Genomic DNA, 24,613 nt, shown 5'->3' with positions numbered 1-24,613 from the left:
TCGGTGCCCACGGACAGCGCGTTCACGCACATCGACTCCCTAGCTCCCTGTGTTCCTTGCGTTCTCTGTGGCTCATGCCTGACGTGTCGTCAAAGAGTCGGCGGGCGAAGGCACTTGGGCGTCCGAACGCGACCCCGAAGAGCGCCGCGCGCCGACCCGCACCGGCGGCCCGGACGCCCGGAGTCGGCGAGCGACCGGTCGGCCGGCGCCTGCCGCGTCGGCGCTGGTCCGCTCCGGGACGGAGAGCCCGCGCGGACCGGTGACGGTGACGCACCCGGCCGACGGGCCAGGGGGTCGGTCATTCCCGGCCCAGTCCGTCTCGCCAGTCCGGGCGCTGCGGCTTCCAGCCCAGCGCCGCGTGGGCCCGGTCGCTCGCCGCTCCGCGTGCCGTGGTGAGCTGATGGGTCATGAACCAGCCCAGCAGCCGGGGTGCGAAAGCCGCCGGGACCGTGCGCGGGGGCGGGGCGCCGAGGGTGCGGGCGTAGTGCGGCAGCCACCGGGCGGCCGGCGCCGGTTCGTCGTCCGTCACATGGAAGACGCCGCCGGCCTCCGACTCGACGGCGGCGACGGCCGCCCCCACGGCGTCGTCCACATGCAGGAAGGACGTGATGCCGGCCCCGCCCTCGGGCAGCGGGAGTTTCCCGGCCAGCACCCGCTGCCCGGTCCCGCCGTCACGGGCGTACGCGGTGCCGGGGCCGTAGAGGGCGCCGTACCGCAGCACCACGCCCGCGAGGCCGGGGGCGCCGGACAGGACGAGCCGTTCCAGTTCGGCGACGGCCCGTACGGTGGCGGCCCAGCCCGGGTCCGGGGCGTCCGTGTACAGCGGTGCGTCCTCGTCGAGGACCGCGGGCCCGGCGGGGGCCGCGGCGAAGGCGATGGACTGGGCGACCAGCCGCCGCGCGCCGGCCGCGCGGGCCGCCTCGACCAGATGGGCGGTGCCCTCGGTGCGCAGCCGCGCGGTCTGCGCGAAAGCCTCCGGGGGGTCGTCGCGCAGCAGACGCAGCGCCGACAGCTGATGGACGACCACCTCGGGCCGTACGGCCGACACCGCCGACCGTACGGCGTCGCGGTCGAGGGCGTCGGCGACCACGACCTCGTCCGCCTCCGGCGCCCGCGTCTCCTCCCGCACCAGCGCGCTGACCTGGTGGCCGCGCGCCCGCAGGGCGCCCACCAGCGGGCGTCCGACCACTCCGGTGGCCCCGGCGACGAGTATCCGCACGGCTCAGCCCTCCGTCGTGGACGGGACGGCGCCGGCGACCCGCATCAGCAGGCGGCATGCCTTGTCGCCGTCGCGCAGACAGCTCTCGGCCCGGTTCTCCGTCAGGGTCACCCCGAGCCCCTCGGACCAGCCGGCGTGGATGTCGGTGCAGGGGCACCGGTAGCCGTCGAGCGAGCCGGACATCCGCACCATGGTGACGGCGAAGTTCCGCCGCAGCGTGAGCACGATGGTGTCGTCGCCCTCCACCTCGGTGGAGGCGTTGCGCAGTTCCGGCGGGAACATCCGGTCTCCGCACTCGTCGTAGCGGCGGCGCAGCTCCTCCAGGTCCTTGCCGGTGTCTCCGCTGTCAGGGAGCCCGCCGGAGAGGCGGGTCACGCGCTGGGCCACGTGCAGGGCGACCTTGCGCAGCGCCTCGGCGTTGATCTCGTTCGCGGCCTCCTGTCCGAACCGGGCGGCCACCCCCTGGTACCAGTGGGCGTCGTGCTGCCACCACAGCCGGTACGCCTCCCCCGCCCGGGCCCGGTGGTTGACGCCGTCCGTGGCCGTGTCCGTGTTGTCGTCCGTGCTCATGCGTGCTGCTCCTTGGCGGCGAACCTGTCGCGCATCACTCGCTTGAGAACCTTGCCCGTGGCGCCCTTGGCGACCTCGTCCGGCTTCATCCGCAGGGCCCGGGTCACCGGGGGGAATCCGGCGTTCACAAGGACGGTGTTGACCCGACCGGTCCACACCTCGTCCCCGCCGTCGCCGTCGCCCGTGCCCCCGCCTTCCTCCTCGGCGCCTACCTCCTCGGCGCCTTCCTCGTCGGCGAGTTGGAGCAGCGCGTACGCCTCGGCCTCTCCGTCGCCGTCCCAGTCCGCCCGGACGCCGTCCGGGGCGACTCCGACGACCGTGCAGTCGGCCAGCTCGGGCAGCTCGGCCAGGAGGAGTTCCTCGGTGCGGGTGCTGAAGACGATCCCGTCGCGGGTGCGTACGGCGTCCGGCGCCCGGTCGAGGTGGTAGAAGTTGCCGTCCTCGTCCTGGCGGGCGAGGTCCCCGGTGAGCCAGTAGCCGCCGAGCCGCATCCTGTTCCAGGTCAGCGAGTCGTTCCAGTAACCGGGCGTGAGGGTCGGCGACTTGAGGCCGAGGCGGCCGATCTGTCCGGGCGGCAGCGGGGTGCCGTCCTCGGCGAGCACGGCGGCCGCGGCGAAGCTGATCGGCTTGCCGACGCAGCGCGAGTAGGCCGAGGTGTCCTTGGTGTGCCGGTTGTGGAAGACGGAGTAGCCGGCCTCCGAGGAGCCGAGCCCGTCCACGAAGACCGAGCCGTCCACCCGGACGCGGCTCAGGTCACGTCGGATCTCCAGATGGCTGCCGTGCCGGACCAGCGCCCTGATGTGCGCCTCGTGCGCCGCGTCCCCGGTGTTGAACCACACCTGCACGCTGGACAGGTCACGCCTCGTCAGGTCCTCGGCCGCCATCTCGCCGAACGTGCCGGCGAAGGCCAGCACGGTGGTCGGCCGGAACTCCTCGACCGCGTCGAGCACGTCGGCGCCGCGCTGGCTGGACAGGAGCTTGATGTCGGTGCGCAGGAGCAGGCAGTAGAGCAGCGTGGCCACCATCGCGTTGTGCGCGCCGGGCAGTCCGACGAGGGTGCGCTCCATGTCGGCGCCGGTGGAGTAGCGCAGCCGGTGCACCTGCGCGTACATCAGCGTCCGGTGGGTGTGCGGGACACCCTTGGGCATGCCGGTGGTGCCGGAGGAGTGCGAGAGGAGCACCGGGTCGGTCGGATCGTGCCGGTAGGGGTGGGCCGGCGGCAGCGACGCGCGGTGCTCGGGGCGGATGTCGTCGGCGGTGACGCGGAAGCCGAGCCCTGAGTCCGCCAACGCCTCCCGATGGGCCTGGTCGGTGAACGCGCCGACAGCGCCCTGCCGGCGGACGTACTCGGCGGCGATCTCCGGTGCCAGATTGCCGTTGACGAACGACGGAATCGCGCCGAGGGAGGTCAGCGCCAGGAAGTTCACGGCGAACTCGGCGCTGGAGGCGGAGTGGACGGCGACCGGGTCACGGGGCCGCACGCCCTGCGCGGCGTACCAGCCCGCGTACGTCTCGACGACCTCCCGCAGCCGGCCGAGTGTGAGCACCTCGGGTCGGCTGCCGTCCGGCGCCCGCCAGCCGCCGTCCGTGCGCAGCACGGCTTCGTCGAGCGGACGGCCGTACGCCGTCAGTCGCTCCAGGACGTTGCCGGCGCCCAGTTCGGGGTCGGAGCAGATCCGGGCCCGCTCCTGCCTACTGATGAGCATGGGTGTCGCTCTCGTTTCTGTCGGCGGTGAGGAGGAAGGCGGAGGGCTTGAGGCGGTGGCTGCCGCCGTCCCGCAGCAGCCGCCGGTGAGCGGCGGCCAGCTCGAACAGGCTCTGGATGCTTCCGTGACGCCGGAGGGCGTCGGCGTGCGGGGGCGGCCGGTCCGAGGCAACGGTCACCGGTGCGCGGGCGTCGGCACGGCCGAGCAGCACCGCCGCTGCGAGACCTGCGGACGCGGGGAGGTCGGGCGCCGCACGGTCGCTGCCGGCGGCCAGTTCCCGGTGCACGGCTGCCGTCCGGGCGCCGCCGCCCAGCTCCACGCCCAGCACCAGGACGCGGTCCAGCTCCGGGTCCTCCAGCAACAGGTCGGCCAGGGCGAGGAGTTCGGCCACCGGGTCGTCGAAGGTGGAGACGCTGAACATCTGCCCCATGATCCCGAACTCCCGACTGGCGTGGCCCAGCACGGAGTTGGGGGTGGCCTGCATGAACAGCAGCGGGTTGTGGACCTTCCCGGAGACCATGCGGCTGCTGGCCAGGTCGGCGGTGGTGGTGTCACCGGTCAGGCTCGCCAGCGCCACCGCGGTACGGACGCCGTCGCCGGGCCGCTCGGTCAGACACCGGCTGATCACCTCGTACGCCAGCGGGCTGAAGGCGGACTCCACGAAGCCGGGCAGCCTCGGCAGCGGGACGTCGTCGGCGCGCCCGGTCCCGTGGGTGGCGGTGGCCGTGGCGAGGACGCCGAGTGCGGAACGCAACAGGGGCTTGGTCGTCACGGCCGCTCCAGGACGAGTGCGGTGTTGGCGCCCCCGAAGGCGGCGTTGATCGTGAGGGCCCGGCGCAGATCGGCCTGGCGCGGCCGGTTCGGCACGTAGTCGAGGTCGCATTCCGGGTCCGGTGCGCTGTACCCGGCGGTCGGCGGCAGGACGCCGTCCGTCAGGGCCAGCAGCGTGATCACGAACTCCACGACGCCCGCCGCCTCCAGGAGGTGGCCGGTGGTGCTCTTGGTGGAGCTGACCGGGATCGACTCCGCCCGTTCGGACAACGCGGCCCGCAGCCCGCGCGTCTCGGCGCCGTCGTTGTACTTGGTGCCGGTGCCATGGGCGTTGACGTACCCGAGGGCCGCTCCCTCCGGGTCGCCGGCGAGCCGCATCGCCTGCCGTGTCGCCCGGGCGAGGCCCACGCCCTCCGGGTGGGGCTGCGCGATGTGGTGGGCGTCCGTCGCCGCGCCCCAGCCCACCACGGACGCCAGTGACCGGGCGCCGCGCCGCCGGGCGTGCTCGGCGGACTCGAGCACGACGACCGCGACCCCGTCGCCCAGCAGCAGTCCGCTGCGGTCGGCGCTGAACGGTCGGACCATGCCGTCCCGCGACAGCGCCCGCCCGGAGTCGAACTTCCCGAACGTCTCCTCCTCCACGAGGTAACCGCCCGCGCAGACCGCCACGTCGGTCCGCCCGGAGGAGATCAGCCGGCAGGCGTGGATGATCGCGGCGGCGGAGGCGACACAGGCGTTGGTGAAGGTCAGTCGGGGCCCGCTCAGCGCGAAGTCCGCGGCCAGCAGTTCGGTCAGCCGGGCGGGGACCGCGTCGGGCAACGGCACCTGCCCGGCGGTCGGTGCGCCCGCCTCGGCCCGCCAGTACCGGGTGACGGCGGTGTGGTCGCCGGCGATGCCGAGCAGGACCGCGGCCTCCGTGCCCGGGCGCAGTCCCGCCATGTCGAGGGCCTGCGCCCCGCACCGGGCGAGCGCGTGGCGCAGGGCCCAGTCCTCGACCGCGTCGGGACCGTCGGGGGCGGCGGCCGCCATCGGCGTCCGGTACGGGCCGGTGTCGAACCTCGTGGTGGGCGCGAACGAGGGGACTCCCGCGAAGACTCCGCGCCGCAGGGCTTCGGCGCCGGCGCCGAACGCGGTGCGTACGCCGAATCCGGTCACCGTGACCTCGCCGCTCATCGAGGTCGCCCCCCTTCGGTCGGGGCCGGCACGGCGGCGCTGAGGTACTGGGTGAGCCGCCGGAGCGAGGTCAGCCCGGCGATGTCCTCGTCGCTGGGCTCCACGACCAGGCCGTGACGTTCCTCCACCACATGGAGGAGCCACACCAACCCGAGGGAGTCCAGGACCAGTTCGGCGTCCTCGTCGAGGTCGTCGGGCAGCCCGGGGAAGACGTTGCGGTCCGACAGCAGTTCCCGGACGCTGTCGGTGGTGAAGGTGCTCGTGCTCATGCCTTCGCACCGCGTCGGACGACCTCGGCGACGAGCCCGCCGAGAGTCAGGGAGGCCAGGGGCTCGATGTCGGTGTCCGGGATCTCCACGCCGAACCGCGACTCCAGCCGCAGCGTGAGCTCGATCAGGCTGAGTGAGTCCACGTCCAGCCCGCCGACGGTCACCGGACTCTCGTCCGTGATGCCGTCGCGGCTCGTGAGGATGTTCATCTCGTCGATGACCGCGGTCAGGACGAACTCGCGGATCTCGTCTTCCAGGGTCGACGTACTCATGATCGGCGTCTCCATTGAGTGGTTTCAGGGAAGGTGCAGCACCTCGGGGGTGCGGGGCTGTGACCTCGTGCGGCTCCGCCGCGTGGGCGCGACAAGCCACGGACGACCCGCGGACGATCCGCGGTCGACAGACGGCCGGTGTCACCCCGGCTCACCCCGCGGAGCGCAACGCCGCCGCCTGGCGCAGCAGCTTCCCGTTGGACGTGCGGGGCAGGGTGTCCAGCAGCCGGATCACCCGCGGCAGCTTGTAGTCGGCCAGTCGCTGCCGGCACCAGCGCAGCAGTTCCTCCGCGGACGGCTGTCCGGCGCCGGCGGCCAGCGAGACGAACGCCTCGGTCACGTCCTCGTGGACCAGGACCGCCTGCTCGACGGCCGGATGCTCGCGGAGCACGTTCTCGACCTCGACGAGGTCCACCTTGAGGCCGCCGATCACGACGAGGGAGTCCGCCCGGCCGTGCACCGTCACCGCCCCGGAGTCGTCCACGGTGGCCCGGTCCCGGGTGTGCAGCCAGCCGTCGGTGTACTGGGGGCCGCCGGTGTCGAAGAGGTACGGCGACTCGTCCAGGGCGACGTCGAGTTCGCCCCGGTGCTCGCGGACCACGACGCCCGGGGCGGCCCGGCCGACCGCCGGCCGCAGGGCGCCGCCGGTGTCCATGGCGACCACGCCGGTCTCGGTGGTCCCGTAGGACTCGCCGACGGACACCCCGTAGCGGTCGGCGAAGTGCGCCGCGACCGGTGGGGGCATCAGCTCGCCGCCCGACACCGCGACCCTCAGGTCGGGCAGCGCAGGGGGATCGAGGGCGGCGGCGAGCAGTTCGTAGTGCATCGGCACCCCGAACAGGGCGCTCACCCGGTGGTCGGCGGCGGTGCGCAGGATGTCGCGGGCGGAGATCCGGGGGGCGAAGACCACCGAGACCCCGGCCGCGAGCGAGTGCAGCAGTCCCGCGACGAGGCCGAAGCTGTGCGCGGTCGAGCTGAGCAGCAGCAGCCGGTCGCCCGGGCCCGGCATGCCGGGGATCCCGGCGAACCGGTCCACCTCGGAGGCGAGCGACCGGGCGGTCCTGCCGATCACCTTGGGCCGGCCGGTGGAGCCCGAGCTGAACTGCACCAGGCGGTGGTCGGTGGCCGCGGGCCGGCCGCCGCTCCGGCGCTCGGTGACGACCTCGTACTCGGACCGGAAGCCGAACGTGGCCTGGACGTTGACGCCGGCGCTCACCATGAACTGCGGCCGGCAGACGGCGCACAGCCCGGCGACCTCGGCCGGTTTGAGCCGGAAGTCGAAGAGCAGCACCTGCGCGCCGAGCCGCCACAGCGCGAGCAGCACCTCGACCTGCGTGAAGCTGGGCGGGGTCCGCAGCCCCACCGCGCTGGCGGGGCCGATGCCGTATCCGGCGAAGACCGCGGCTTGTTTGGTCACTCGCTCGCGTAACTCACCCCGAGCGATGACTTCCTGACGGTGGATCAGGTAGGGAAGTCCGTCGTCCTGCGCCTCGAAGAGACGCCGGACGAGCGGTCTCATCCCGTCGTCGCTGTCGTCCGCGCCGGGCAGTGACAGGTGCTCGCCCATCGGGCCTCAGACCTCCTTGCAGAACTCGCCGATGGGCAGGCCCACATGGCGCTTGTCCGCGGCCAGATAGCCGAGCAGTTCGTCACCCGCCTGCAGCTCGGTGACGTTGAGGACCTTGCCGCCCGGGCCGAGCACCCGTACGTGCCAGTCGTCCTGCACGGTCAGGCTGACCAGGCGGCCGTCCTCGGCGTGGGTGCGGATCTCGAGGAGCGGGCGGGACTCCAGTTTCGCCCGGCCGACCACCACCCGTCGGGTGCGCCCGTCGGCGCCGACGGCCAGCAGGGCGCTGCCGGAGCCCACCTCGCTGAGGTAGTTGGTGCGGTTGTCGGGCCCGAGCGTGTACGAGTGCAGGGCGCCGGCGTTGACGCGGAACGGCCTGGTCGGCATGTAGGGCAGCGGGTGGGTCTCGCTGCAGCACAGCACGAACCCGGAGGAGTAGGAGCCGACGAGGATGCCCTCGTCCTCCTCGAAGTGCGAGCAGGTGTCCACGCAGACCCGGTCGCCGAGTCCGACGTGCCGGATGCTCTCCACGGTGAGCGTGGACAGCTCCAGCTGGGGTGTGGTGGCCTCCAGCAGCCGGGCCAGAGCGAAGACGTCGTCGGCGCTGCGGGGTGTGAACAGGATGCCGTCCGAGCCGCGTTCGAGCACGTCGAAGACGATCGCGGCCTCTTCCAGACCGTCGACGACGGTCACCAGCTTGCCCTCGGCGGACTCCGCGGCGGCGAGCACGATCTCCAGGGGGATCTTGGTCGGGTCGGCGAAGTGGATGACGGTGTAGGGCAGCGCCATGGCGCCCGAGCAGGACAGCCGCAGGGTGCGGTCGTCCCGTACGCCGATGAAGCCGGCGACGGGGGTACCCACACCGGTGCCGCCGCCGGTGGCGCGGTTGGCCGCGGCGAGGGCGTCCAGCTCGTCCTGTGCGGTGAACTTCCGCAGCAGGACGTCGATTCCGGGCTTCGCCTCCTTGGCGCTTTTCGCGCCCGCCCCGTCCTTCGTGCTCGCGGCGTCCTTCGTCGCCTTGTCGTCGGGCTTCTTCCCGGCGAGTGTCGTCACCGCCGTGAGCGGGCCGTCGGCGGCCAGGACCCGGGTGATGGTCGGGGGCAGCGTTCCGAGCAGCTCCGCGTCAGCGGAGAGCACGCCCGCCATGCGGGCGTGGACGGCGGCGTCCACCACCGCCTGGAGCTGCGGACGGGGGACTTCACGGAGATCGATCCACGCGAACCTCATGCGACACCTGCCACGATCGTCGAGTAGTTGCTGGTGGTGGTGGGGGTCATGCTCATCTCGGCTGCGATCCCTGCCCCGTCGTGCACGACCGCGGAGAGGCGGGACACCAGTGCGTAGGGTGAGGGCGAGGAGAAGATCCGGCGGCCGACGGCCAGTCCGCGGCAGCCGGAGGCCATCACCGCGGTTCCGTACTCGACCAGGTCGGAGTCGTCCGGCGGGCCGCCGGCCGCCAGGACCGGGATGGGGCTGTCGGCCACGACCTCGGCCATCCGCTCCAGCGGCAGTGCGACGGAGGTCTTCACCATGTCCGCGCCCAGGTCCGCGGCGACATTGGCCGCATGGGCGAGGAGGGCCGGGTCGTGCGGGTCGTCGATCCGCGGGCCGCGAGGGTAGACCATCGCGATCAGCGGCATGCCCCATGCGTCGCAGGAACCGGCCACCGCCCCCAGATCGGCGAGCTGCTGGGCCTCGGTGTCCGAGCCGAGGTTCACATGGACGCTCACCGCGTCCGCGCCGAGCCGCAGCGCCTCTTCGACGTCGGCGACCAGCACCTTGGCGTGGACGTCGGCGGCACAGGCGGTGCTGGCGCTCAGATGCACCACGAGGGCGCAGCGTTTGAGGATGTCCGGCGCGAAGGCGCGGGCCCGTCCCTTGTGGACGATGATCCCGTCGGCCCCGCCGTCCACCAGTGCGCGCAACAGGTCGTCCCACTTGTCGGCGGGGACGATCGGACCGTCGGAAACGCTGTGGTCGAGCGGCACGAACAGATGCCGGCCGTCCCCCGCCAGCGAAAGTCTTCTTAAGCGCAATAACTTGCCGGTTTTCAGCATGGGTAATAAGCCTTCCCAGCCTGGAGACCGCATTTCAGGGAATCCGGAACCGGAGCAGCCCCATGCAGTCGCCATGTCTGAAAAACGATGGTCGTAGAACTTTCAAGTTCCCCCGCGTCAGCATTCCGTGGGTGATCAGCCGTTGGCAAGGTGTGATCGCCCGCAAATATTCATACAAGGTAACGCATGAGTATTTGACAGCGGGTTGACAGGTCAGACGGGTTGACGCGGTTGGAGGGTGGCATTCCGGGCGGTTTCGACGCTTTATTGCCGATGTCACGTGTAAATCGACGGTCATTTCGACCGGGAAGCCTGCTCGGTCGAAATTGAATTCGCGGGGAGGATGACAGAGGCGCTCTTGTTCGTGTTACATGCGAGGCCTTCCCTCCCCATTCGGTCCCGGCCCGTGCGACCGTACGGACCGGGCGTATCGGAAGTGACTCCCCATGCCTGAATTACCGCCCAATACCGCCCTCAAGCCCGTTTCCCCGACGGCGCCGCGGACCGCCAGGACAGCTGGAAACGGCAAAGGCACCGGGACCGACGCGCCGCGGGTCGCCGCCGCGAGCCTGGTCGGCACGACCATCGAGTACTACGACTTCACGGTGTACGGGACCGCCTCGGCACTCGTCCTCGGTCCCGCCTTCTTCCCCTCCGGCAACGCGGCCCTCTCCTCCCTGGCCGCCTTCCTCACCTTCGCCGCGGCCTTCCTCTCCCGCCCCCTCGGCGTCGTCCTGTTCGGCACGATCGGCGACCGGGTCGGCCGAAGACGGGCCCTGGTCATCTCGCTGCTGATGATGGGCGTGGCGACGGTCGGCGTCGGTCTGCTGCCCACGTACGAGACCGCCGGACTCCTCGCCCCCGTCCTGCTGGTGGCACTGCGTCTGCTCCAGGGCGTCAGCATGGGCGGCGAGTGGGGCGGGGCGGTGCTGCTCGCCGCCGAACACGCGCCGCCCGGCCGCCGCGCGCTGTACGCGTCCATTCCGCAGGCCGGCCCCTCACTCGGCTTCCTGCTCTCCACCGCCGTCATCCTGCCGACCATGAACATCGTGGGCATGGACGGCTTCACCGACTGGGCCTGGCGCATCCCGTTCCTGCTCAGCACCGTCCTGGTCGTGGTCGGCCTGTGGGTGCGCACGACGGTCTCCGAGTCCCCGGTCTTCACGACCACGGCACGGGCATCGGAGTCGAAAGCGGCGCCCCGATTCCCGCTGGGCACGATCGTCAGGCAGTACCCCGGCCGGCTGCTGCTCGGCACCGGCGCGGCGATCGGCGGCTCGGCCGTGTACTACCTGACGATCGTCTACAGCCTCTCCTACGGCCCGCAGGAACTCGGCATCCCCCGGAACACGATGCTCACCGCCGCCAGCATCGGCGCGGCGGCCGGAATCGCCGTCACCCTCCCGGCGGCGAGGCTGTCCGACCGGATCGGCCGCCGCCCGCTGATGCTGGCCGGAGCCGTCGGCTGCGTGGTGTGGGCCGTCCCCATGTACGCCTCGCTGAGCTCACGCAACGGCCTGGTGATCACCGGCGCCTACACGGTCGGCCTGATGTTCCTCGCGCTGATGTTCTCCCCCGTGGCGGCCTTCCTGCCGGAACTGTTCCCGGCCCGGATGCGCTACACCGGCGCCTCCGCCGCCTTCATCCTGGCCAACACCCTCGGCGGCGGTTTCGCCCCGTCGGTCGCCACCTGGCTGAACAGCCACTGGGGGTCCCCGCTCGTCCTCGGCTTCTACACCGGCGGCCTCTGCCTGGTGAGCCTCCTGTGTCTGCTGGCGCTGCCGGAGACCCGCGACCACGAGTTCGACGTCTGACCCTCCCGGTCCGCCGTGACGACGCCCTCTTCACCACTGGCTCAGGCGATGCCCGTTCCACCGGGCCATGGGTACAGTCGGCGCTGATCACGCACCCGAGGATGCCGAGGAGGCCGGGGCCATGGCCGTGGACGAGCTGGACACCCGCATCCTGCGCCTGCTGCTGGAGCAGCCGCGGACGAGCGTGCGGGAGTACGCCCGGCTCCTCGGCGTCGCGCGCGGCACCCTGCAGGCCCGCCTCGACCGGCTGGAGCGGAACGGCGTGATCACCGGCACCGGCCCGTCGCTCTCCCCCGCCGCGCTGGGCCACCCGGTGCTCGCGTTCGTGCACATCGAGGTCACCCAGGGCCATCTGGACGACGTGGGCGACGCGCTCGCCGCCGTACCGGAGATCGTCGAGGCGTTCTCCATCACCGGCGGCGGCGACCTCGTGACCCGGGTCGTGGCGCGCGACAACGAGCACCTGGAGGACGTGATCCAAAAGCTCATCAGTCTGCCCGGCGTGGTCCGCACCCGCACCGAGGTGGCACTGCGGGAACGGGTGCCGCACCGGCTGCTGCCGCTGGTGGAGTCGATCGGGCGCGCTGCCGCGAAGTAGCCTCTCGGTCCGCAACTTTCAGTCTCGTCAGGACCGTTGACGCACTCCCGTCCCCCCTTTAACGTCTGGTCGACCATCCGCACACCGTTCGCAATATCGAACACCCGAGGGGGAGCGACCCCCACGTGGACCGGAGGAGCAGCACATGGCACCGCCCCTCAGCAGACGGATCCTTCTCCAGAGCGCGATGCTCGCGGCGGCCGTCCCCACACTCTCGGCCACGGCGGCCAGCAGAGCCTCGGCGGCTGCCGTCCCGCCGTCACCCGCCTGGTCCCTGCAGCCCTTCCCGCTCGAGGACGTCGCCCTCGGCCCCGGGGTCTTCGCCGCCAAGCGGCAGTTGATGCTCGACCACGCCCGCGGCTACGACGTGAACCGGCTGCTGCAGGTCTTCCGCGCCAACGCCGGCCGCTCCACGCTCGGCGCGGTCGCCCCCGGCGGCTGGGAGGGCCTGGACGGGGAGGCCAACGGCAACCTGCGCGGCCACTACACCGGGCACTTCCTCACGATGCTGTCCCAGGCGTACGCGAGCACCGGCGAGCAGGCGTTCGCGGACAAGATCCGCACGGCGATCGGCGCGCTGACGGAGGTGCGCGAGTCACTGCGGCACGACCCCGCCGTGCTGAGCGTCGACGGCAGGTTCGGCACGGCCGTGGAGAACGTGCGCGGCTCCTACCAGTACGTCGAGCTGCCGTCCGGCGTCCTCGGCGGCGCCGCGGAGGTCACCCTCGCCGCCTGGGTGAAGCCCACCCACGACGCCGGCTGGACCCGGATCTTCGACTTCGGCAACGACACGACCCGGTATCTGTACCTGGCCGCGCGCAACGCGAGCGGCGTGCCCCGGTTCGCCGTCACCACCGGCGGGGCGGGCGGTGAGCAGGGGATCAACGGCACCGCCGCGCTGCCCCTGAACCAGTGGAGCCACCTCGCGGTGACGATCGCCGCCGGCGCCGGAACCCTGTACGTCAACGGCACGGCCGTGGCGCGGAACACCGCCATGTCGCTCACCCCGGCCGCCCTCGGCACGCTCGCCCACCACTGGCTCGGCCGGTCCCACTACGCGTCCGACCCCGTCTTCGCGGGCGCTTTCGGCGGCTTCGACGCCTGGTCGCGGGCGCTGACCGCCGACGAGGTCGCATCGTTGCAGAACGGCCGGACGGCCGGCGACCTCGCCTCCTACGCGTTCGACGAGACCTCGGGAAGCACGTTCGCGGACGCCTCGGGACACGGCCTGACCGCCACCCTGCGCCGCACCTGGGGCGGGCCCAGCCATCCCGGTTTCCTCGCGGCCTACCCGGAGACCCAGTTCATCCAGCTGGAGTCGATGACCGGCAGCGACTACACCAAGGTGTGGGCGCCCTACTACACCGCGCACAAGATCCTCAGGGGGCTGCTGGACGCCTACCTCGCCACCGACGACGACCGCGCACTCGACCTGGCGTCGGGGATGTGCGACTGGATGCACTCCCGGCTGTCGAAGCTGCCCGAGGCCACGCTCCAGCGCATGTGGGCCATCTTCTCCAGCGGGGAGTTCGGCGGCATCGTCGAGGCGATCTGCGATCTGCACGCGCTGTCCGGCAAGGCCGAACACCTCGCGCTGGCACGGCTGTTCGACCTCGACAAGCTCATCGACGCCTGCGCGGCGAACACCGACACGCTCGACGGACTGCACGCCAACCAGCACATCCCGATCTTCACCGGCCTCGTGCGGCTCTACGACGCGACGGGCGAGACGCGCTACCTCACCGCCGCGAAGAACTTCTGGAGCATGGTCGTACCGCACCGCATGTACGGCATCGGCGGCACCAGCACGGGCGAGTTCTGGAAGGCGCGGGACGTCATCGCGGGGACGATCAGCGCGACGAACGCCGAGACGTGCTGCGCGTACAACCTGCTGAAGCTGAGCCGGACGCTGTTCTTCCACGAGCAGGATCCGGCCTACATGGACTACTACGAGCGGGCCCTGTACAACCAGGTCCTCGGCTCCAAGCAGGACACCGCCGACGCGGAGAAGCCGCTGGTCACGTACTTCATCGGGCTCACCCCTGGCCATGTGCGCGACTACACGCCCAAGCAGGGCACGACCTGCTGCGAGGGCACCGGCATGGAGAGCGCCACCAAGTACCAGGACTCGGTGTACTTCAAGGCCGCCGACGGCAGCGCGCTGTACGTCAACCTCTACAGCCCGTCCACGCTCACCTGGGCCGAGAAGGGGGTCACTCTCGCACAGAGCACCGACTTCGCGCGCGAGCAGGGCAGCACGCTGACGGTGCGCGGGCGAACCGCTGCCTTCGCGTTGCGGCTGCGGGTGCCGTCCTGGGCGACGGCCGGGTTCCGGGTGACGGTCAACGGGCGGAAGGTCAACGGCACGCCGACGCCCGGCAGTTACTTCACGATGTCCCGGACCTGGCGGGACGGTGACGTCGTCCGGGTGGCGATGCCGTTCCGGCTGCGCGTGGAGCAGGCGCTCGACGACCCGTCCCTGCAGACCTTGTTCTACGGCCCGTTCAACCTGGTGGCCCGCAACTCCTCCACGCAGTACCTGGAGTTCGGCCTGTACCGCAATGCGGCCCTCTCCGGCGACCTGCTGCCCTCCCTCACTCCCGTGAGCGGGAAGCCGCTGCACTTCACGCTCGACGGCACCGAGTTCGCCCCCTTCTTCGAGGGCGCCGAGGATCCGACGCACGCGTATGTGCGCAGGGCCGAACCCCGGGTGGTGTTCGGGAACAGCGACTCGGGCGTGGCCAACCCGGCGAAGGCGGACCGGACGACGCTGCTGGACGAGGTGTGGGCCGCGGCGCCGTTCCGTGGGAAGTCGGCGCTGGTGACGCGGGTGCGGACCGTGGTGGACGCATGGGTGGCCGCCGGGCTGCTCACGCAGGCCGACGGGGAGACGGTGGTGCGTACGGCACGCGGGGCGACCTTCGTGCCGTAGGCCCGCCGGCTCCTGGGCCTACGGGCCTGCGGGCCCCAGGGCCTGCGGGTCGCTACGACCGGCGGCGGGGCTTGCCGCCGCCGGTTCCGCGCCGGCCGCCGCCGCTCTTCGTCCCGCCGCTCTTCGTCCCGCCGCTCTTCGTCCCGCCGCTCTTCGCACCACCGCTCTTCGCGCCCCCGGCCCGGCCGCCGACGCTCTTGCGGGGCGCGCCGCCGCCCGGCTGCGCCTTGCGCGGCTGCCGCTCCTTCGCCGGGGCGGCCTGCGGAGCGCGGCCCCGGGTGCTGTTGACCGTGCGACCGCGGACGATGCCGATGAAGTCCTCGACCAGGTCGGTGGTGGCGTTCTCGGGCCAGGAGAGGCCGACGTCCGACTGCGGGGCGTCGACGACCGTGCGGTAGGTGAGGTCGCGGCGGTGGTGGAGGCGCGCCAGGGACTGGGGCACGACCAGGACGCCGATGTTCGCCGCGACCAGCTCGACCGCGTCCTCGGTGGTCGCGGGGCGCTCGAAGGCGGGCTCGCCCGGCGGCTGCTCCCACCCGAGGACGTCGTCGAGGGGGTGCAGGACCACCTCGTCGGCGAGGTCGTCCAGCGTGATCTCCTCGGCCGCCGTGATCACGTGGTCCTTGGGGACCACGACGACGGTCGTCTCGGTGTAGAGGGGGATCGCGCTGAACACCGTCCGGTCGACCGGGAGGCGCACGAAGGCCGCGTCGGCGGTTCCGTCGCGCAAGACGTCGGAGGCCTCGGCGGGGGTCACCTGGAGGAGGGTGAGGGGCGTGTCGGGCAGGCGCTCCTGCCAGATCCGCGCCCACTTGGCGGGCGTCACTCCGGGGACGTACGCGAGCCGGAACGAGGGGGAATCCGCCGAGTCGGTCATCCCGCCAGGTTACCGGCTGTGGTCGGAGGTCTCGTCAACGGCCGATACCCTGGGACCCATGAGTTCGCAGCAGAGCACCCAGACGATGAAGCCCGCCACCGCGGCGAAGAAGCTGGGTGTGTACCTCCCCGCCACGCCCGCCGAGTTCCAGGAGGGCGTCGTCTCGCGCGCCGAGCTGAACGAGCTCCAGGCGAACCCGCCCGAGTGGCTGCGGACCCTGCGCGAGACCGGCCCGCACCCCCGTCCGGTGGTCGCGGCCAAGCTGGGCGTCTCCATCGCGGGCCTGGCCCGCGGCGGGGTGACCGAGGCGCTCACCACCGAGCAGATCGAGGCCATCAAGGACGCCGGGCCGGAGTGGCTGGAGAAGGAGCGCGCCACCCAGGCCGAGGTCCGCAAGGAGACCGTCCGCATCAAGAAGCGCGACGCGGAGCGCGCCGAGTCCTGACGTAACCGACTCATCCGGTCAGGTGCGCCGCGGCACGAGGATGCTGAGGGCGTTGGCGCAGACGACGGCGCCGATGGCCGACCAGTCGACGAGGCCGAGGCCCTGGCCGAGGCCGATCCAGCCGACCAGCGCAGCGAGCACCGGATTGACGCTCATGAACAGGCCGAAGGCGGCCGGTGGCACATGCCGCAGGGTCAGCAGGTCGGCGAGGTAGGGCACGGCCGAGGAGAGAACCCCGGCCGCGACGGCGTAGCCGACGGCGGTGGCGGTCGGCGGCTCGCGGAGCACGAGGACGACGCCGACCGGCAGGAACAGCACGGCCGAGACGGCCGCGGCGGCCGCCGAGCCCTGGGCGCCGGGGACGCGCCGGCCGACCGTGCGGTTGAGCAGGATGTACGACGCCCAGCACACGGCGGCCAGCAGGCCGAGCCCCATCCCCAGGTAGTCGGTGGAGGGCTGCGGGCGCATCAGGGTGACCGCGCCCGCAGCCGCGATCGCCGCACAGCAGGCGTCGACCCGGCGGCGCGCGGCGGCCAGGGCGATGGTCAGCGGGCCGAGGAACTCCAGGGTCACGGCGAGACCGAGACCGATGCGGTCGATGGCGGTGTAGAGGGACAGGTTCATCGTCCCGAAGACCAGGGCCAGCAGCAGGACGGGGCCCCACTGACGCCGGGTGAAGGACCGCACGCGGGGCCGGCCGACGGCCAGCAGGACGAGCGCGGCGACGTACTGGCGGACCGCGACGACTCCCGTGGGGCCGAGCACCGGGAAGGCGAGCGAGCCGATGGCGGCGCCGGTCTGGTTGGACAGACCGCTGCCGGCCATGACTGCCACAGCGGCGAGGCGCCGGTTCCGGCCGGCGCCGGCGCCCAGGGATGCGGGTGCAGGTGTGGAGGCGGGCTCAGGTGCCGGGGCGGGCGCGGGCGCGACGGACATAGCCGGATCGTCCTCCCCCGTCGATGTTGCGCAAAATGCATCAACCGCTCGATCTATACGATGGAGTCATGGATCTCGGGGCGCGTGGACCGGAGGTGGAGCTGCGGCAGCTGCGCTGCCTGGTCGCGATCATCGACGAGGGCGGTTTCACCGATGCCGCGGCCGTGCTCGGCGTCTCCCAGGCGGCCGTGTCCCGGACCCTTGCCTCCCTCGAACGGGCGCTGGGCGTAAGGCTGTTGAGGCGCACCTCCCGAGTGGTGACGACGACCGCGACCGGAGTGCGGGTGGCGGCGCACGCGCGGCGGGTGCTCGCCGAGGTGGACGCCCTGGTGCAGGAGGCCGCCTCCGGCCACACCCGGCTGCGGATCGGCTACGCGTGGGCCGCGCTCGGCCGCCACACCCTGGCCTTCCAGCGTCAGTGGGCGGCAGGACACCCGGAGACGGACCTCCAGCTGGTGCGCGTGAACTCGGGCAGCGCGGGTCTCGCGGAGGGCGCCTGTGATCTGGCGGTGGTCCGCAGGCCGCTGGAGGACCGGCGGTTCGACGAGGCGATCGTGGGCCTGGAGCGGCGTCTGTGCGCGCTGGCCGCCGACGATCCCCTGGCGCGGCGCCGCTCGGTGCGGCTGGCCGACCTCGGCGGGCGCACCCTTCTCGTCGACCGCCGTACCGGCACCACCACCCCCGAGCTGTGGCCGCCCGACGCCCGCCCGGCCACGGAGGAGACCCATGACGTCGACGACTGGCTGACGGTGATCGCCACCGGCCGCAGCGTCGGCATGACCGCCGAGTCGACCGCCAACCAGTACCCGCGCCCCGGCGTCGTCTACCGGCCGGTGCGCGACGCCGAGCCCGTCGCCGTCCGTCTGGCGTGGTGGCGCGACGCCCCGCACCCCGCGACGCAGGCCGTGATGGAGCTGCTCACCACGCTGTATCGCGCACAGTGAACGCCCGTGAGTCGCCCTGAGGCCGTCGCTTTGACTACGATCTGGGCAGGTTCACCGACGTGGGTGTTTCGAGGTTGCTGGGGGTTGGGATGGTTGCTGGTCGTGTGGTGCGCTTCGACAGCCAGCGCGGTTACGGGTTCATCGCGCCCGACGACGGCGGGGAGGACGTCTTCCTGCACGTCAACGACATGCTGATGCCCGAGTCGCAGGTGCGCCGGGGCATCGTGGTGGAGTTCGAGATCGAGGACGGCGAGCGCGGTCCGAAGGCGTCCGGGGTGCGGCTCGCGCGGGGCGCGGACGGCAAGCCCCTCGCCGCCGACGACGACGTCCTGTGCGATGTGCTCAGCACGGAGGAGTTCACCCGGGACGTCACGGAGGCGCTGCTGACGTCGGCGCCCTCGCTCACCGGCGAGCAGATCGTCCAGGTGCGCGCCGGGCTGGCGCAGTTCGCGAAGAACCACGGCTGGGTCGAAGGCTGACCCACCCGCCCGGTCGCCCGGCCGGCCGTCGGACCCGTTGTCAGTGGCCTGTTCTACAGTTCCCGTCACTTGATCACTGCGGGTGCGGGAGGCACACATGGGGTGGGTGTCGGCCGGCGACTACGAAGTCGCTCTCGACGACGGCAAGGTGGTGTGCCGCAACGCGGCGGGGCGGCGGCTGAAGTCCGTGCCGCCCAAGATCGCCGACGATCCGGCGGTGGTGGGTCTGCGTCAGCTCACCGAGTGGCTGGAGCGGCACGAACGCCAGTGCCTGGCCGACGTGGAGCGCTGGATGGTGCGCTCGCTGCCGGTGCCGCTCGCCGTTCTCGCGCGGGTGTGGCCCGACCCCGCGTGGCAGGCCGCACTGCGCGACCTCGTGGTCACCGGGGCCGACGGCGAGGTGGCCGGGTTCCTGCGGGACGCCGACCCCGAGCGCGGCCTCGGCCTGGTCGACCTCGACGGCGACACCGTCCGCATCGCCCCGGACCTCGTCCGCCTCCCGCACCCCGTGCTCCTCGAAGACCTGGAGGAACTGCGGGAGTTCGCCGTGGAACTCGGCGTGGAGCAGCGTGCCCAGCAGCTCTTCCGCGAGGTGTGGCGGCGGCCCGCCACGCTCGACGCGGAGGGCGCCGCCGTCGAGGAGTACGCCGGCGGAGTGTTCAAGGAGCAGCGGTTCCTGCACGGCCGGGTCACCCAGCTCGGCCACCGCGTGCGCGGCGGCCACGCCGTCACGTCCGTCCTGGAGGAAGGCCGCACCGTCGAGGCCCGCGTGTGGGTCGGCGACTACGAGAGCTACGAGCAGGCGGAGACCGGCCCCCTGGTGTTCACCGACTCCGCCGGGCGGGTGCTGAAGCTCGGTCAGGTCGGGCCGGTGGCCTGGTCGGAGGGCATGCGCATGGCCGCCGCACTGTACGCCGGGCGGGACCTCGAGGACGAGGAGCGGGCGGCATGACGACCTACGACGAGACCACCGCGGCCGCGCTGCTCGACGCGGGCGCCGTGCTGCCCCCGGGCAGCACGGCCCGCGAGGACGCCGACACGCTCACCGTCCGCACGTACAGCCACCCCGCGCTGGACGACCGGCGGATCGTGCGGCTGGTGCCGGGCACCCTGGGCGAGGCCGAGGACCTCGCGCTGGACTTCCTCGGACTGGCCCGGGAGACGGAGACCCCCGAGGTCGGTCAGGTGCGCCGGGAGACGCTCGGCTTCCCCGCCTGGGCGCTGGTCCACGACCCGGCGAACGGCCACCACGCCCTGGCGCTGGTCAAGGACGTCGAACGGCTCGCGCGGCAGGCCAAGTCCCGCCCCGGCACCGCCAAGGACGGCTTCGAGGCGCTCGGCGCCCGGCTCGGCCGGGCCGTGCCGCACTTCCTGCCCACCTTCTACGAGCAGGCCGCCCGCGTCTTCCTCCAGCACGAGAACACGACGTACGCCTCCGCCTTCTTCGGCAAGGCCCGCGAGGCCGAGCGGGTGCACGCGCTGGTGGTGGACGAGGAGCGGCAGCGGGCCGTGTTCCTGGAGTTCGCCTTCGCCGGCGCGCTGACGGTCAAGGCGCTCAAGGAGCACGTCAGGGCCCTCGCCACGCGGCTCGACCCGGCCGCGGCCTGGGCGCAGTTCCGCCAGCTGACCGTGGAGCGCTGCGCCGCCGGGATGCCGCCCTACGCCTCGCTGCCGCAGGACGCCCGCGGCCTGATCAAGGCCGCAGGTCTCGACCGGGTCGCCGAGGAGTGCGCCCTGGTCGCCGATCTGCTCGCGTCGCCCGCCGCGGTCCGGGCCCCCGCGTCCTTCTGGAACTCCTACCGGTCGACGCTCGCCGTTCTCGCGGAGCAGCGACCGGAGGTGCGGGAGCGGCTGTTGGAGATCATGCCGGTCGGCCTGGGCCGTTCCGTCGAGGACGACGAGTTCTGGCTGGCGCTGCTCACGGAGTGCGGGGCGGACCTGCTCCTCACCGGTGAGACGGCCTCCGAGGCGGACCCGGCGGACTGGCTGGGCCGGTGGGCCCTGCACCGCAAGCACGGCGGCAATGTCAGCGACCGTTCCCCGGCCACCCTCGCGCTCGTGGAGCGGATGGCTCCCCGCCTGCGGGAGCGGGGCCGTCCCGTCGACCTGTGCACGGGCCGCTGGCATGCCGGCGCCGATCTCGACCTGCTGGACCTGTGCGTGGCCGAGCGCGTGCCGCTGACGCTGCCCGGCCCCGACCAGGTCGTGTATCTCTCCCTGGACCGCTGGCTGCGCGAGCCCCGGCCCGGCCGGCGCGATCTGACGGCGACCGCCGCGGATCCGCGCTTCCGGCGCCTGCTGTACGCCGACATCGGCACCGTCAGCGGCTTCCGCCCCGCAGCCGAGGTGCTGGAGGGCCTGGCCGCCCACCCCGTGCTCAGTGACGTGCTGCGCGGCTGGTTGGACGACGCGGCCGGGGAGCTGGCCGCTGCGGTCGGCCTGCCGTCCGCGCGGGCGGCGCTGGACCGGCTGCGCCCCTTCCGCGCGGTGGCCGCCCGGGTGAGTCCGGCGGCCGTCGCGAAGGTCGCCGCGCACGAGGTCGCGCCCCTGCTCGGGCACACCCTGCGCGCCGGGATCCTGGACGAACTGGGCTGGCCCGCGCTCGACGAGGCGCTGCGCCGGATCGACGCCGAGACCAAGCCCGGCCGCGGCCAGGACAACCCGATGACCGTGCAGGAGGCGTGGCCCGCGCTGATCGTCTCCCGTGAGCACAAGGTGCTCGTGGTCGGCCCGGAGGAGATCCTGCTGGAGCACGACCTGCGACTGCCCGTGTCCCCGAGCCGCTGGCAGCTTCCGTCGTTCCGCTACACCGACGGCGAACTGCTGGTGATGTGGCGGGAGGACGGCAAGCAGTTCGGCTACTGGTCCGCCCGCCCGACCGACGTGTTCCCGCTCACCGGCGACCAGATTCCCCACTACTGGTACGGCGGCAGCGAGGCGGGCACCCCTTCGATCCCGCTGCCCGACGGCGGCCGCGCGGGCGGCGGGCGCACCCTGCACGCGGGCGACACCGTCCTGCCCGCCGGTCGGCGCGTCCTCGGCGACGGCGCCTCGTACTGGCGTCAGGGCAGGCAGGGCCGGCAGCACGTGTGGCTGGAGTACGACCCGGCCACCGGCACGCACGGGCGCGCCTCACTGCCCGCGTTCTTGCAGTCCGGCATCCGTGAGGGCGCGACCCTGCAGCAGGAGCACTGCGAGGTGCTGCCGCTCCAACCTGGCCTGGAACAGAGCCCGTTCGGCACGGACGGCACGGTCCTCGGCCGCTGGGTGCGCACTCAGGACGAGGGCGCCGAGACCCGCACGGTCGTCGGCACGCCGGACGGCCGGACCGTCACCCTGCCCTGGGCCCGCGGCCGGGCGCCGGGCGTGCCGCTCGGCTCGCTGCGGCTGCCCGGCGGGGCCGAGCCGGTCGCCGTCCGTCTCCACCGGCAGATCGCCCTGTACGCGGGCGACGACGCCTCCGCCGCCGGGGAACTGGGCCGGGTGACGCCGATGGAGCGTGGCGGCGAGTTCGCCGCCGGCACCCGGTTCGTCCCGCCGGTGGAGTTCTGGCACGCTCTTCGCCCGCGCGACGAGCGCGCGTCGGCCGTCCTGCGTGCGCTGACCGACGAGCAGGCGACCGGGCTGCTGGAGACGGCGGCGCAGGCGCTGGCGGAGCGTCAGGCGAAGCTGGCGGCGGCCGGGGCGGTCGACGGGACGTCAGAGAGCAAGGCCGTCGTCCCGGCCGCGGACGAGGTGATCCAGGAGATCGTCTCCCGCGCCCTGCCCGCACTCGGCGACTCCGGGCTCGTCACGGGTGTCGCCGCGCTCGTGCGCGCGATGCTGCGGCTCGCGGGGTCCACCGCCTCGTTCGTGGCGCCCCCGGTCGAGCGGCCGAAGGCGGAACGCGGCCGCGTCGACGGCATGTTCGCCGACTACGAGCCCGAGCACGGCGACGACGAGACGCTGCGCGAGGCCACCGCCGGACTCGTCGAGGTGCAGGGCTGGTGGGGCAACGAGACGCGATGGACCACGCTGCGGCAGATCCGCGCCGTCAACCATGTGCTGTCCGGGAAGCAGGCCGACGGCAAGCCTTTGGCTGCGGCCTCCCGGTCCACCGGCGCCGCCGACGGCTGGTGCAGCGACGAGTTCACCGTTCCCGGCATCGGCCTGGTGTGGACGCCCGTGCTGGACGTACTGCGCCCGCTCGCGTACCGCGCTGCCGGCCCGACGGTGACCGACGCTCAGCGCGAGGCGCTGCTCCTGCTGTTCGAGGCGATCGCCGACGGCCCGCTGGCCGTGCCTGTGGGCGCGCTGCGCGAGGTCGTGCTGAGCGAGCCTCACGAGAAGCAGGAGCGGGTCGGTCAGGTGCTGCGCCGGGACGGCCGTATCGTCGTCGTCCTCGGCTGCCAGCGCCTCGACCCGCAGGCCGGGCGGGTGCACTGGCTCGCCCTGGACCACGACCCGGTCGGCGTGTTCGGCGCGATCGCCCACTTCACGCTGGAGCAAGAGACCGCGCACCCGGCGGTGTTCCCCGCCGACGCACTGGCCGCCGTCACCGGACTCGTCCGGGACAAGGGGCCGGCGCCCTGGCAGCCGGAGGCGCCCGCCGCCCTCGCCGCAGCGTCGCGCGGTGGGCTGGGGCCCGTGCAGGCGGCGCTGCTGCTCGCCGCCAGGCCGAGACAGCTCACCGCCGAGGTGATCGCCGCGACCGGGCTGAAGGCCCGTCAGAAGGGGCTCGGCGACGCCCTGTTCGCGTCGGTCGGGCACGACGACCGGGCGGCGCTCGTCGGCGCGCTGCTGCCGCACCGCCCCGGCGACCTGTGGACGGCCGGTCCGGACGTCGAGGCTGCGGGCCGGGTGTGGGCCGAGCGGCTCGGCGCGGTCGTCCGGCTGCCCGAGGACCTCGCCGGGGAGCTCTCCCTCGGCGGCCTGCCCACCGGCACGGCCGAGGAGGTCCTCAACCCGAGGCTCACCCCGTGGATCAGCCGCACCACCGTCCAACGGCCGGACAAGGACGGCAACCTGGTCGCGGAGGACCCGCAGGCGCTGCCCGGCCGGTACGACCTGACGCGTGCCGTGGCCGCCCTGGCCGGGCTCGCCTACTCCCTGCCGTACGGGCACCCGCTGCGGGCCGTCCTGCCGGAGAGCCTGGCCGCGTTGCGCCGCCGCGTCGCCGACCCGGGGCTGCTGGTCGACCTGGACGTCGCGTGGACGGACAAGAGCTCCTCGACCGCCGTCGAGCTGCGCAAGGCGTACGGGCTGCCCGCCGCCGGGGGCGCCGACGCGGACGGCCTGACGCACGTGGGCGAGGCGCTGGTGCTGCGCCCGTGGTACGGCGACCAGGAGACCGTCCTGGTCCGGCCGGGCGCGCTCGGCTCCCCCGACGACCCGGTGTTCGGACTCCTCGAAGGGCTCGTCGGGCTCGGACGGGGCCAGGGCATGTCCGCCCTGCGGACGATCCTCGACGAGGAACTCGCCCGCGCGCTCGCGGCCGGAACCGACGCCGAGGGTCCCGCCGGGTACGCCCAGGACCCGACCTTCAGCGTGCCCGAACTGGTCGCCGAGGTCGCTGCGGAGCACGGCCTGAGCGAGGACGCGGCGGCGCTCTACCTCCAGTTGCTGGCCCTTCCGGACCCGACGGACCGCAACTGCGTGCGCTGGACCGGCTGGAAGCCCGCCCGGACGAAGAAGGCTCGCGCGGAACTCGCGGCGACCGGCCTGGTCGTCGAGGCCAAGCGGCCGCGCGCCGGGCGCACCCTGTTCCTGCCGTGCGGCTGGCTGGACCTGAAGTCCCCCGCGCTGCCGGTGGAGATCTGGAAGGAGAGTCTGTACCCGGTGCGCGCCCATGCGCGCGCGGTGCCGTTGGCGCCGGTGCCGGAACTGTTCACGCGCGCGTGGGACCGCGTCCGCGCCGGCGACGCCCCGGCCTACGAGCAGCTCACCACTCGGGCCACCCGCAAGGGCCGCCGATGACCACCCTCCCGCCCCGCCTGGAAGAACGC

The 24,613-nt window shown here is 72.9% G+C and carries 20 protein-coding genes; 8 read left to right on the top strand and 12 right to left on the bottom strand.

Translation table 11 applies throughout. The features are described from left to right. Nucleotides 1–298: 298 nt before the first annotated feature. The 10 genes from ACIBAF_RS20610 to ACIBAF_RS20565 all read right to left on the bottom strand — a co-directional run bounded on the left by ACIBAF_RS20610 (nucleotide 299) and on the right by ACIBAF_RS20565 (nucleotide 9,604). Entirely contained in the window at nucleotides 299–1,219 is a 921-nt protein-coding gene (locus ACIBAF_RS20610; RefSeq protein ID WP_399464653.1) for an NAD-dependent epimerase/dehydratase family protein, read from the bottom strand. 3 nt (nucleotides 1,220–1,222) lie between these two features. Continuing rightward, the gene (locus ACIBAF_RS20605) at nucleotides 1,223–1,789 is read right to left on the bottom strand and encodes a hypothetical protein (RefSeq protein WP_399464652.1); all 567 of its coding nucleotides are present in this window, start codon (nucleotides 1,787–1,789) and stop codon (nucleotides 1,223–1,225) included. Then, on the bottom strand, nucleotides 1,786–3,495 hold the full coding sequence (locus ACIBAF_RS20600) for an AMP-binding protein (RefSeq protein WP_399464651.1): 1,710 nt from the start codon (nucleotides 3,493–3,495) through the stop codon (nucleotides 1,786–1,788). Before ACIBAF_RS20600 ends, ACIBAF_RS20605 begins: the two co-directional genes overlap by 4 nt. Beyond that, complete coding sequence (locus ACIBAF_RS20595) at nucleotides 3,482–4,267, bottom strand: hypothetical protein (RefSeq protein ID WP_399464650.1); 786 nt, start codon at nucleotides 4,265–4,267, stop codon at nucleotides 3,482–3,484. The genes ACIBAF_RS20600 and ACIBAF_RS20595 overlap by 14 nt, the downstream gene beginning before the upstream one ends. Beyond that, the gene (locus ACIBAF_RS20590; protein WP_399464649.1) at nucleotides 4,264–5,439 is read right to left on the bottom strand and encodes a beta-ketoacyl-[acyl-carrier-protein] synthase family protein; all 1,176 of its coding nucleotides are present in this window, start codon (nucleotides 5,437–5,439) and stop codon (nucleotides 4,264–4,266) included. Before ACIBAF_RS20590 ends, ACIBAF_RS20595 begins: the two co-directional genes overlap by 4 nt. Beyond that, complete coding sequence (locus ACIBAF_RS20585; RefSeq protein ID WP_079664134.1) at nucleotides 5,436–5,708, bottom strand: hypothetical protein; 273 nt, start codon at nucleotides 5,706–5,708, stop codon at nucleotides 5,436–5,438. The genes ACIBAF_RS20590 and ACIBAF_RS20585 overlap by 4 nt, the downstream gene beginning before the upstream one ends. Next, nucleotides 5,705–5,980 carry an acyl carrier protein gene (locus ACIBAF_RS20580; RefSeq protein ID WP_231976156.1) on the bottom strand — a complete coding sequence of 92 codons (276 nt, stop codon included), beginning with the start codon at nucleotides 5,978–5,980 and terminating at the stop codon, nucleotides 5,705–5,707. Before ACIBAF_RS20580 ends, ACIBAF_RS20585 begins: the two co-directional genes overlap by 4 nt. A 151-nt stretch (nucleotides 5,981–6,131) precedes the next feature. Then, on the bottom strand, nucleotides 6,132–7,547 hold the full coding sequence (locus tag ACIBAF_RS20575) for a class I adenylate-forming enzyme family protein (protein WP_399464648.1): 1,416 nt from the start codon (nucleotides 7,545–7,547) through the stop codon (nucleotides 6,132–6,134). Between the two features lie 6 nt (nucleotides 7,548–7,553). Further along, nucleotides 7,554–8,774: a 3-dehydroquinate synthase II family protein gene (locus ACIBAF_RS20570; protein WP_399464647.1), complete on the bottom strand. Its 1,221-nt coding sequence runs from the start codon at nucleotides 8,772–8,774 to the stop codon at nucleotides 7,554–7,556. Continuing rightward, nucleotides 8,771–9,604, bottom strand: a complete 834-nt coding sequence (locus tag ACIBAF_RS20565; protein WP_399464646.1) for a 2-amino-3,7-dideoxy-D-threo-hept-6-ulosonate synthase — start codon at nucleotides 9,602–9,604, stop codon at nucleotides 8,771–8,773. Before ACIBAF_RS20565 ends, ACIBAF_RS20570 begins: the two co-directional genes overlap by 4 nt. A 446-nt stretch (nucleotides 9,605–10,050) precedes the next feature. On the opposite strand from ACIBAF_RS20565, the gene ACIBAF_RS20560 reads away from it, so the two are divergent. From ACIBAF_RS20560 to ACIBAF_RS20550, 3 genes are all read left to right on the top strand, one after another. Beyond that, nucleotides 10,051–11,418: an MFS transporter gene (locus ACIBAF_RS20560; RefSeq protein ID WP_399464645.1), complete on the top strand. Its 1,368-nt coding sequence runs from the start codon at nucleotides 10,051–10,053 to the stop codon at nucleotides 11,416–11,418. A 121-nt stretch (nucleotides 11,419–11,539) separates the two neighbouring features. Next, the gene (locus tag ACIBAF_RS20555) at nucleotides 11,540–12,016 is read left to right on the top strand and encodes an Lrp/AsnC family transcriptional regulator (RefSeq protein WP_399464644.1); all 477 of its coding nucleotides are present in this window, start codon (nucleotides 11,540–11,542) and stop codon (nucleotides 12,014–12,016) included. Nucleotides 12,017–12,161: 145 nt separating this feature from the next. Beyond that, entirely contained in the window at nucleotides 12,162–14,948 is a 2,787-nt protein-coding gene (locus tag ACIBAF_RS20550; RefSeq protein ID WP_399464643.1) for a beta-L-arabinofuranosidase domain-containing protein, read from the top strand. A 52-nt stretch (nucleotides 14,949–15,000) separates the two neighbouring features. On the opposite strand, the gene ACIBAF_RS20545 is transcribed toward ACIBAF_RS20550, so the two are convergent. Beyond that, nucleotides 15,001–15,825, bottom strand: coding sequence for a LysR family substrate-binding domain-containing protein (locus ACIBAF_RS20545; RefSeq protein WP_399464642.1), 825 nt, complete (start codon nucleotides 15,823–15,825; stop codon nucleotides 15,001–15,003). A gap of 58 nt (nucleotides 15,826–15,883) precedes the next feature. Here ACIBAF_RS20545 and ACIBAF_RS20540 point away from each other — a divergent pair, with 58 nt between their 5' ends. Next, a complete protein-coding gene (locus ACIBAF_RS20540) occupies nucleotides 15,884–16,270 on the top strand; it encodes a DUF5997 family protein (protein WP_399464641.1) in 387 nt (128 codons plus the stop codon). An 18-nt stretch (nucleotides 16,271–16,288) separates the two neighbouring features. On the opposite strand, the gene ACIBAF_RS20535 is transcribed toward ACIBAF_RS20540, so the two are convergent. Continuing rightward, the gene (locus tag ACIBAF_RS20535; protein ID WP_399464640.1) at nucleotides 16,289–17,206 is read right to left on the bottom strand and encodes an EamA family transporter; all 918 of its coding nucleotides are present in this window, start codon (nucleotides 17,204–17,206) and stop codon (nucleotides 16,289–16,291) included. A gap of 68 nt (nucleotides 17,207–17,274) precedes the next feature. On the opposite strand from ACIBAF_RS20535, the gene ACIBAF_RS20530 reads away from it, so the two are divergent. From ACIBAF_RS20530 to ACIBAF_RS20515, 4 genes are all read left to right on the top strand, one after another. Further along, nucleotides 17,275–18,150, top strand: coding sequence for a LysR family transcriptional regulator (locus tag ACIBAF_RS20530; RefSeq protein ID WP_399464639.1), 876 nt, complete (start codon nucleotides 17,275–17,277; stop codon nucleotides 18,148–18,150). Between the two features lie 89 nt (nucleotides 18,151–18,239). After that, nucleotides 18,240–18,629: a cold-shock protein gene (locus tag ACIBAF_RS20525; RefSeq protein ID WP_079664124.1), complete on the top strand. Its 390-nt coding sequence runs from the start codon at nucleotides 18,240–18,242 to the stop codon at nucleotides 18,627–18,629. A 97-nt stretch (nucleotides 18,630–18,726) separates the two neighbouring features. Continuing rightward, nucleotides 18,727–19,581 carry a DUF4132 domain-containing protein gene (locus tag ACIBAF_RS20520; RefSeq protein ID WP_399464638.1) on the top strand — a complete coding sequence of 285 codons (855 nt, stop codon included), beginning with the start codon at nucleotides 18,727–18,729 and terminating at the stop codon, nucleotides 19,579–19,581. After that, nucleotides 19,578–24,584: a hypothetical protein gene (locus tag ACIBAF_RS20515; protein ID WP_399464637.1), complete on the top strand. Its 5,007-nt coding sequence runs from the start codon at nucleotides 19,578–19,580 to the stop codon at nucleotides 24,582–24,584. The genes ACIBAF_RS20520 and ACIBAF_RS20515 overlap by 4 nt, the downstream gene beginning before the upstream one ends. Nucleotides 24,585–24,613: the final 29 nt, after the last annotated feature.

This window comes from Streptomyces sp. NPDC051677 (genome assembly GCF_044453465.1).
Classification (GTDB): Bacteria; Actinomycetota; Actinomycetes; order Streptomycetales; family Streptomycetaceae; genus Streptomyces.
This window is presented reverse-complemented; position numbering and strand designations above follow the sequence as displayed.

Bases quoted from the DNA above. Each gene is read 5' to 3' on its own strand.
- ACIBAF_RS20515 (WP_399464637.1), top strand. From the start codon at position 19,578: ATGACGACCTACGACGAGACCACCGCGGCCGCGCTGCTCGACGCGGGC.
- ACIBAF_RS20565 (WP_399464646.1), bottom strand. From the start codon at position 9,604: ATGCTGAAAACCGGCAAGTTATTGCGCTTAAGAAGACTTTCGCTGGCG.
- ACIBAF_RS20570 (WP_399464647.1), bottom strand. From the start codon at position 8,774: ATGAGGTTCGCGTGGATCGATCTCCGTGAAGTCCCCCGTCCGCAGCTC.
- ACIBAF_RS20590 (WP_399464649.1), bottom strand. From the start codon at position 5,439: ATGAGCGGCGAGGTCACGGTGACCGGATTCGGCGTACGCACCGCGTTC.
- ACIBAF_RS20535 (WP_399464640.1), bottom strand. From the start codon at position 17,206: ATGTCCGTCGCGCCCGCGCCCGCCCCGGCACCTGAGCCCGCCTCCACA.
- ACIBAF_RS20520 (WP_399464638.1), top strand. From the start codon at position 18,727: ATGGGGTGGGTGTCGGCCGGCGACTACGAAGTCGCTCTCGACGACGGC.
- ACIBAF_RS20580 (WP_231976156.1), bottom strand. From the start codon at position 5,980: ATGAGTACGTCGACCCTGGAAGACGAGATCCGCGAGTTCGTCCTGACC.
- ACIBAF_RS20605 (WP_399464652.1), bottom strand. From the start codon at position 1,789: ATGAGCACGGACGACAACACGGACACGGCCACGGACGGCGTCAACCAC.
- ACIBAF_RS20530 (WP_399464639.1), top strand. From the start codon at position 17,275: ATGGATCTCGGGGCGCGTGGACCGGAGGTGGAGCTGCGGCAGCTGCGC.
- ACIBAF_RS20585 (WP_079664134.1), bottom strand. From the start codon at position 5,708: ATGAGCACGAGCACCTTCACCACCGACAGCGTCCGGGAACTGCTGTCG.
- ACIBAF_RS20525 (WP_079664124.1), top strand. From the start codon at position 18,240: ATGGTTGCTGGTCGTGTGGTGCGCTTCGACAGCCAGCGCGGTTACGGG.
- ACIBAF_RS20550 (WP_399464643.1), top strand. From the start codon at position 12,162: ATGGCACCGCCCCTCAGCAGACGGATCCTTCTCCAGAGCGCGATGCTC.
- ACIBAF_RS20555 (WP_399464644.1), top strand. From the start codon at position 11,540: ATGGCCGTGGACGAGCTGGACACCCGCATCCTGCGCCTGCTGCTGGAG.
- ACIBAF_RS20560 (WP_399464645.1), top strand. From the start codon at position 10,051: ATGCCTGAATTACCGCCCAATACCGCCCTCAAGCCCGTTTCCCCGACG.
- ACIBAF_RS20575 (WP_399464648.1), bottom strand. From the start codon at position 7,547: ATGGGCGAGCACCTGTCACTGCCCGGCGCGGACGACAGCGACGACGGG.
- ACIBAF_RS20540 (WP_399464641.1), top strand. From the start codon at position 15,884: ATGAGTTCGCAGCAGAGCACCCAGACGATGAAGCCCGCCACCGCGGCG.
- ACIBAF_RS20600 (WP_399464651.1), bottom strand. From the start codon at position 3,495: ATGCTCATCAGTAGGCAGGAGCGGGCCCGGATCTGCTCCGACCCCGAA.
- ACIBAF_RS20545 (WP_399464642.1), bottom strand. From the start codon at position 15,825: ATGACCGACTCGGCGGATTCCCCCTCGTTCCGGCTCGCGTACGTCCCC.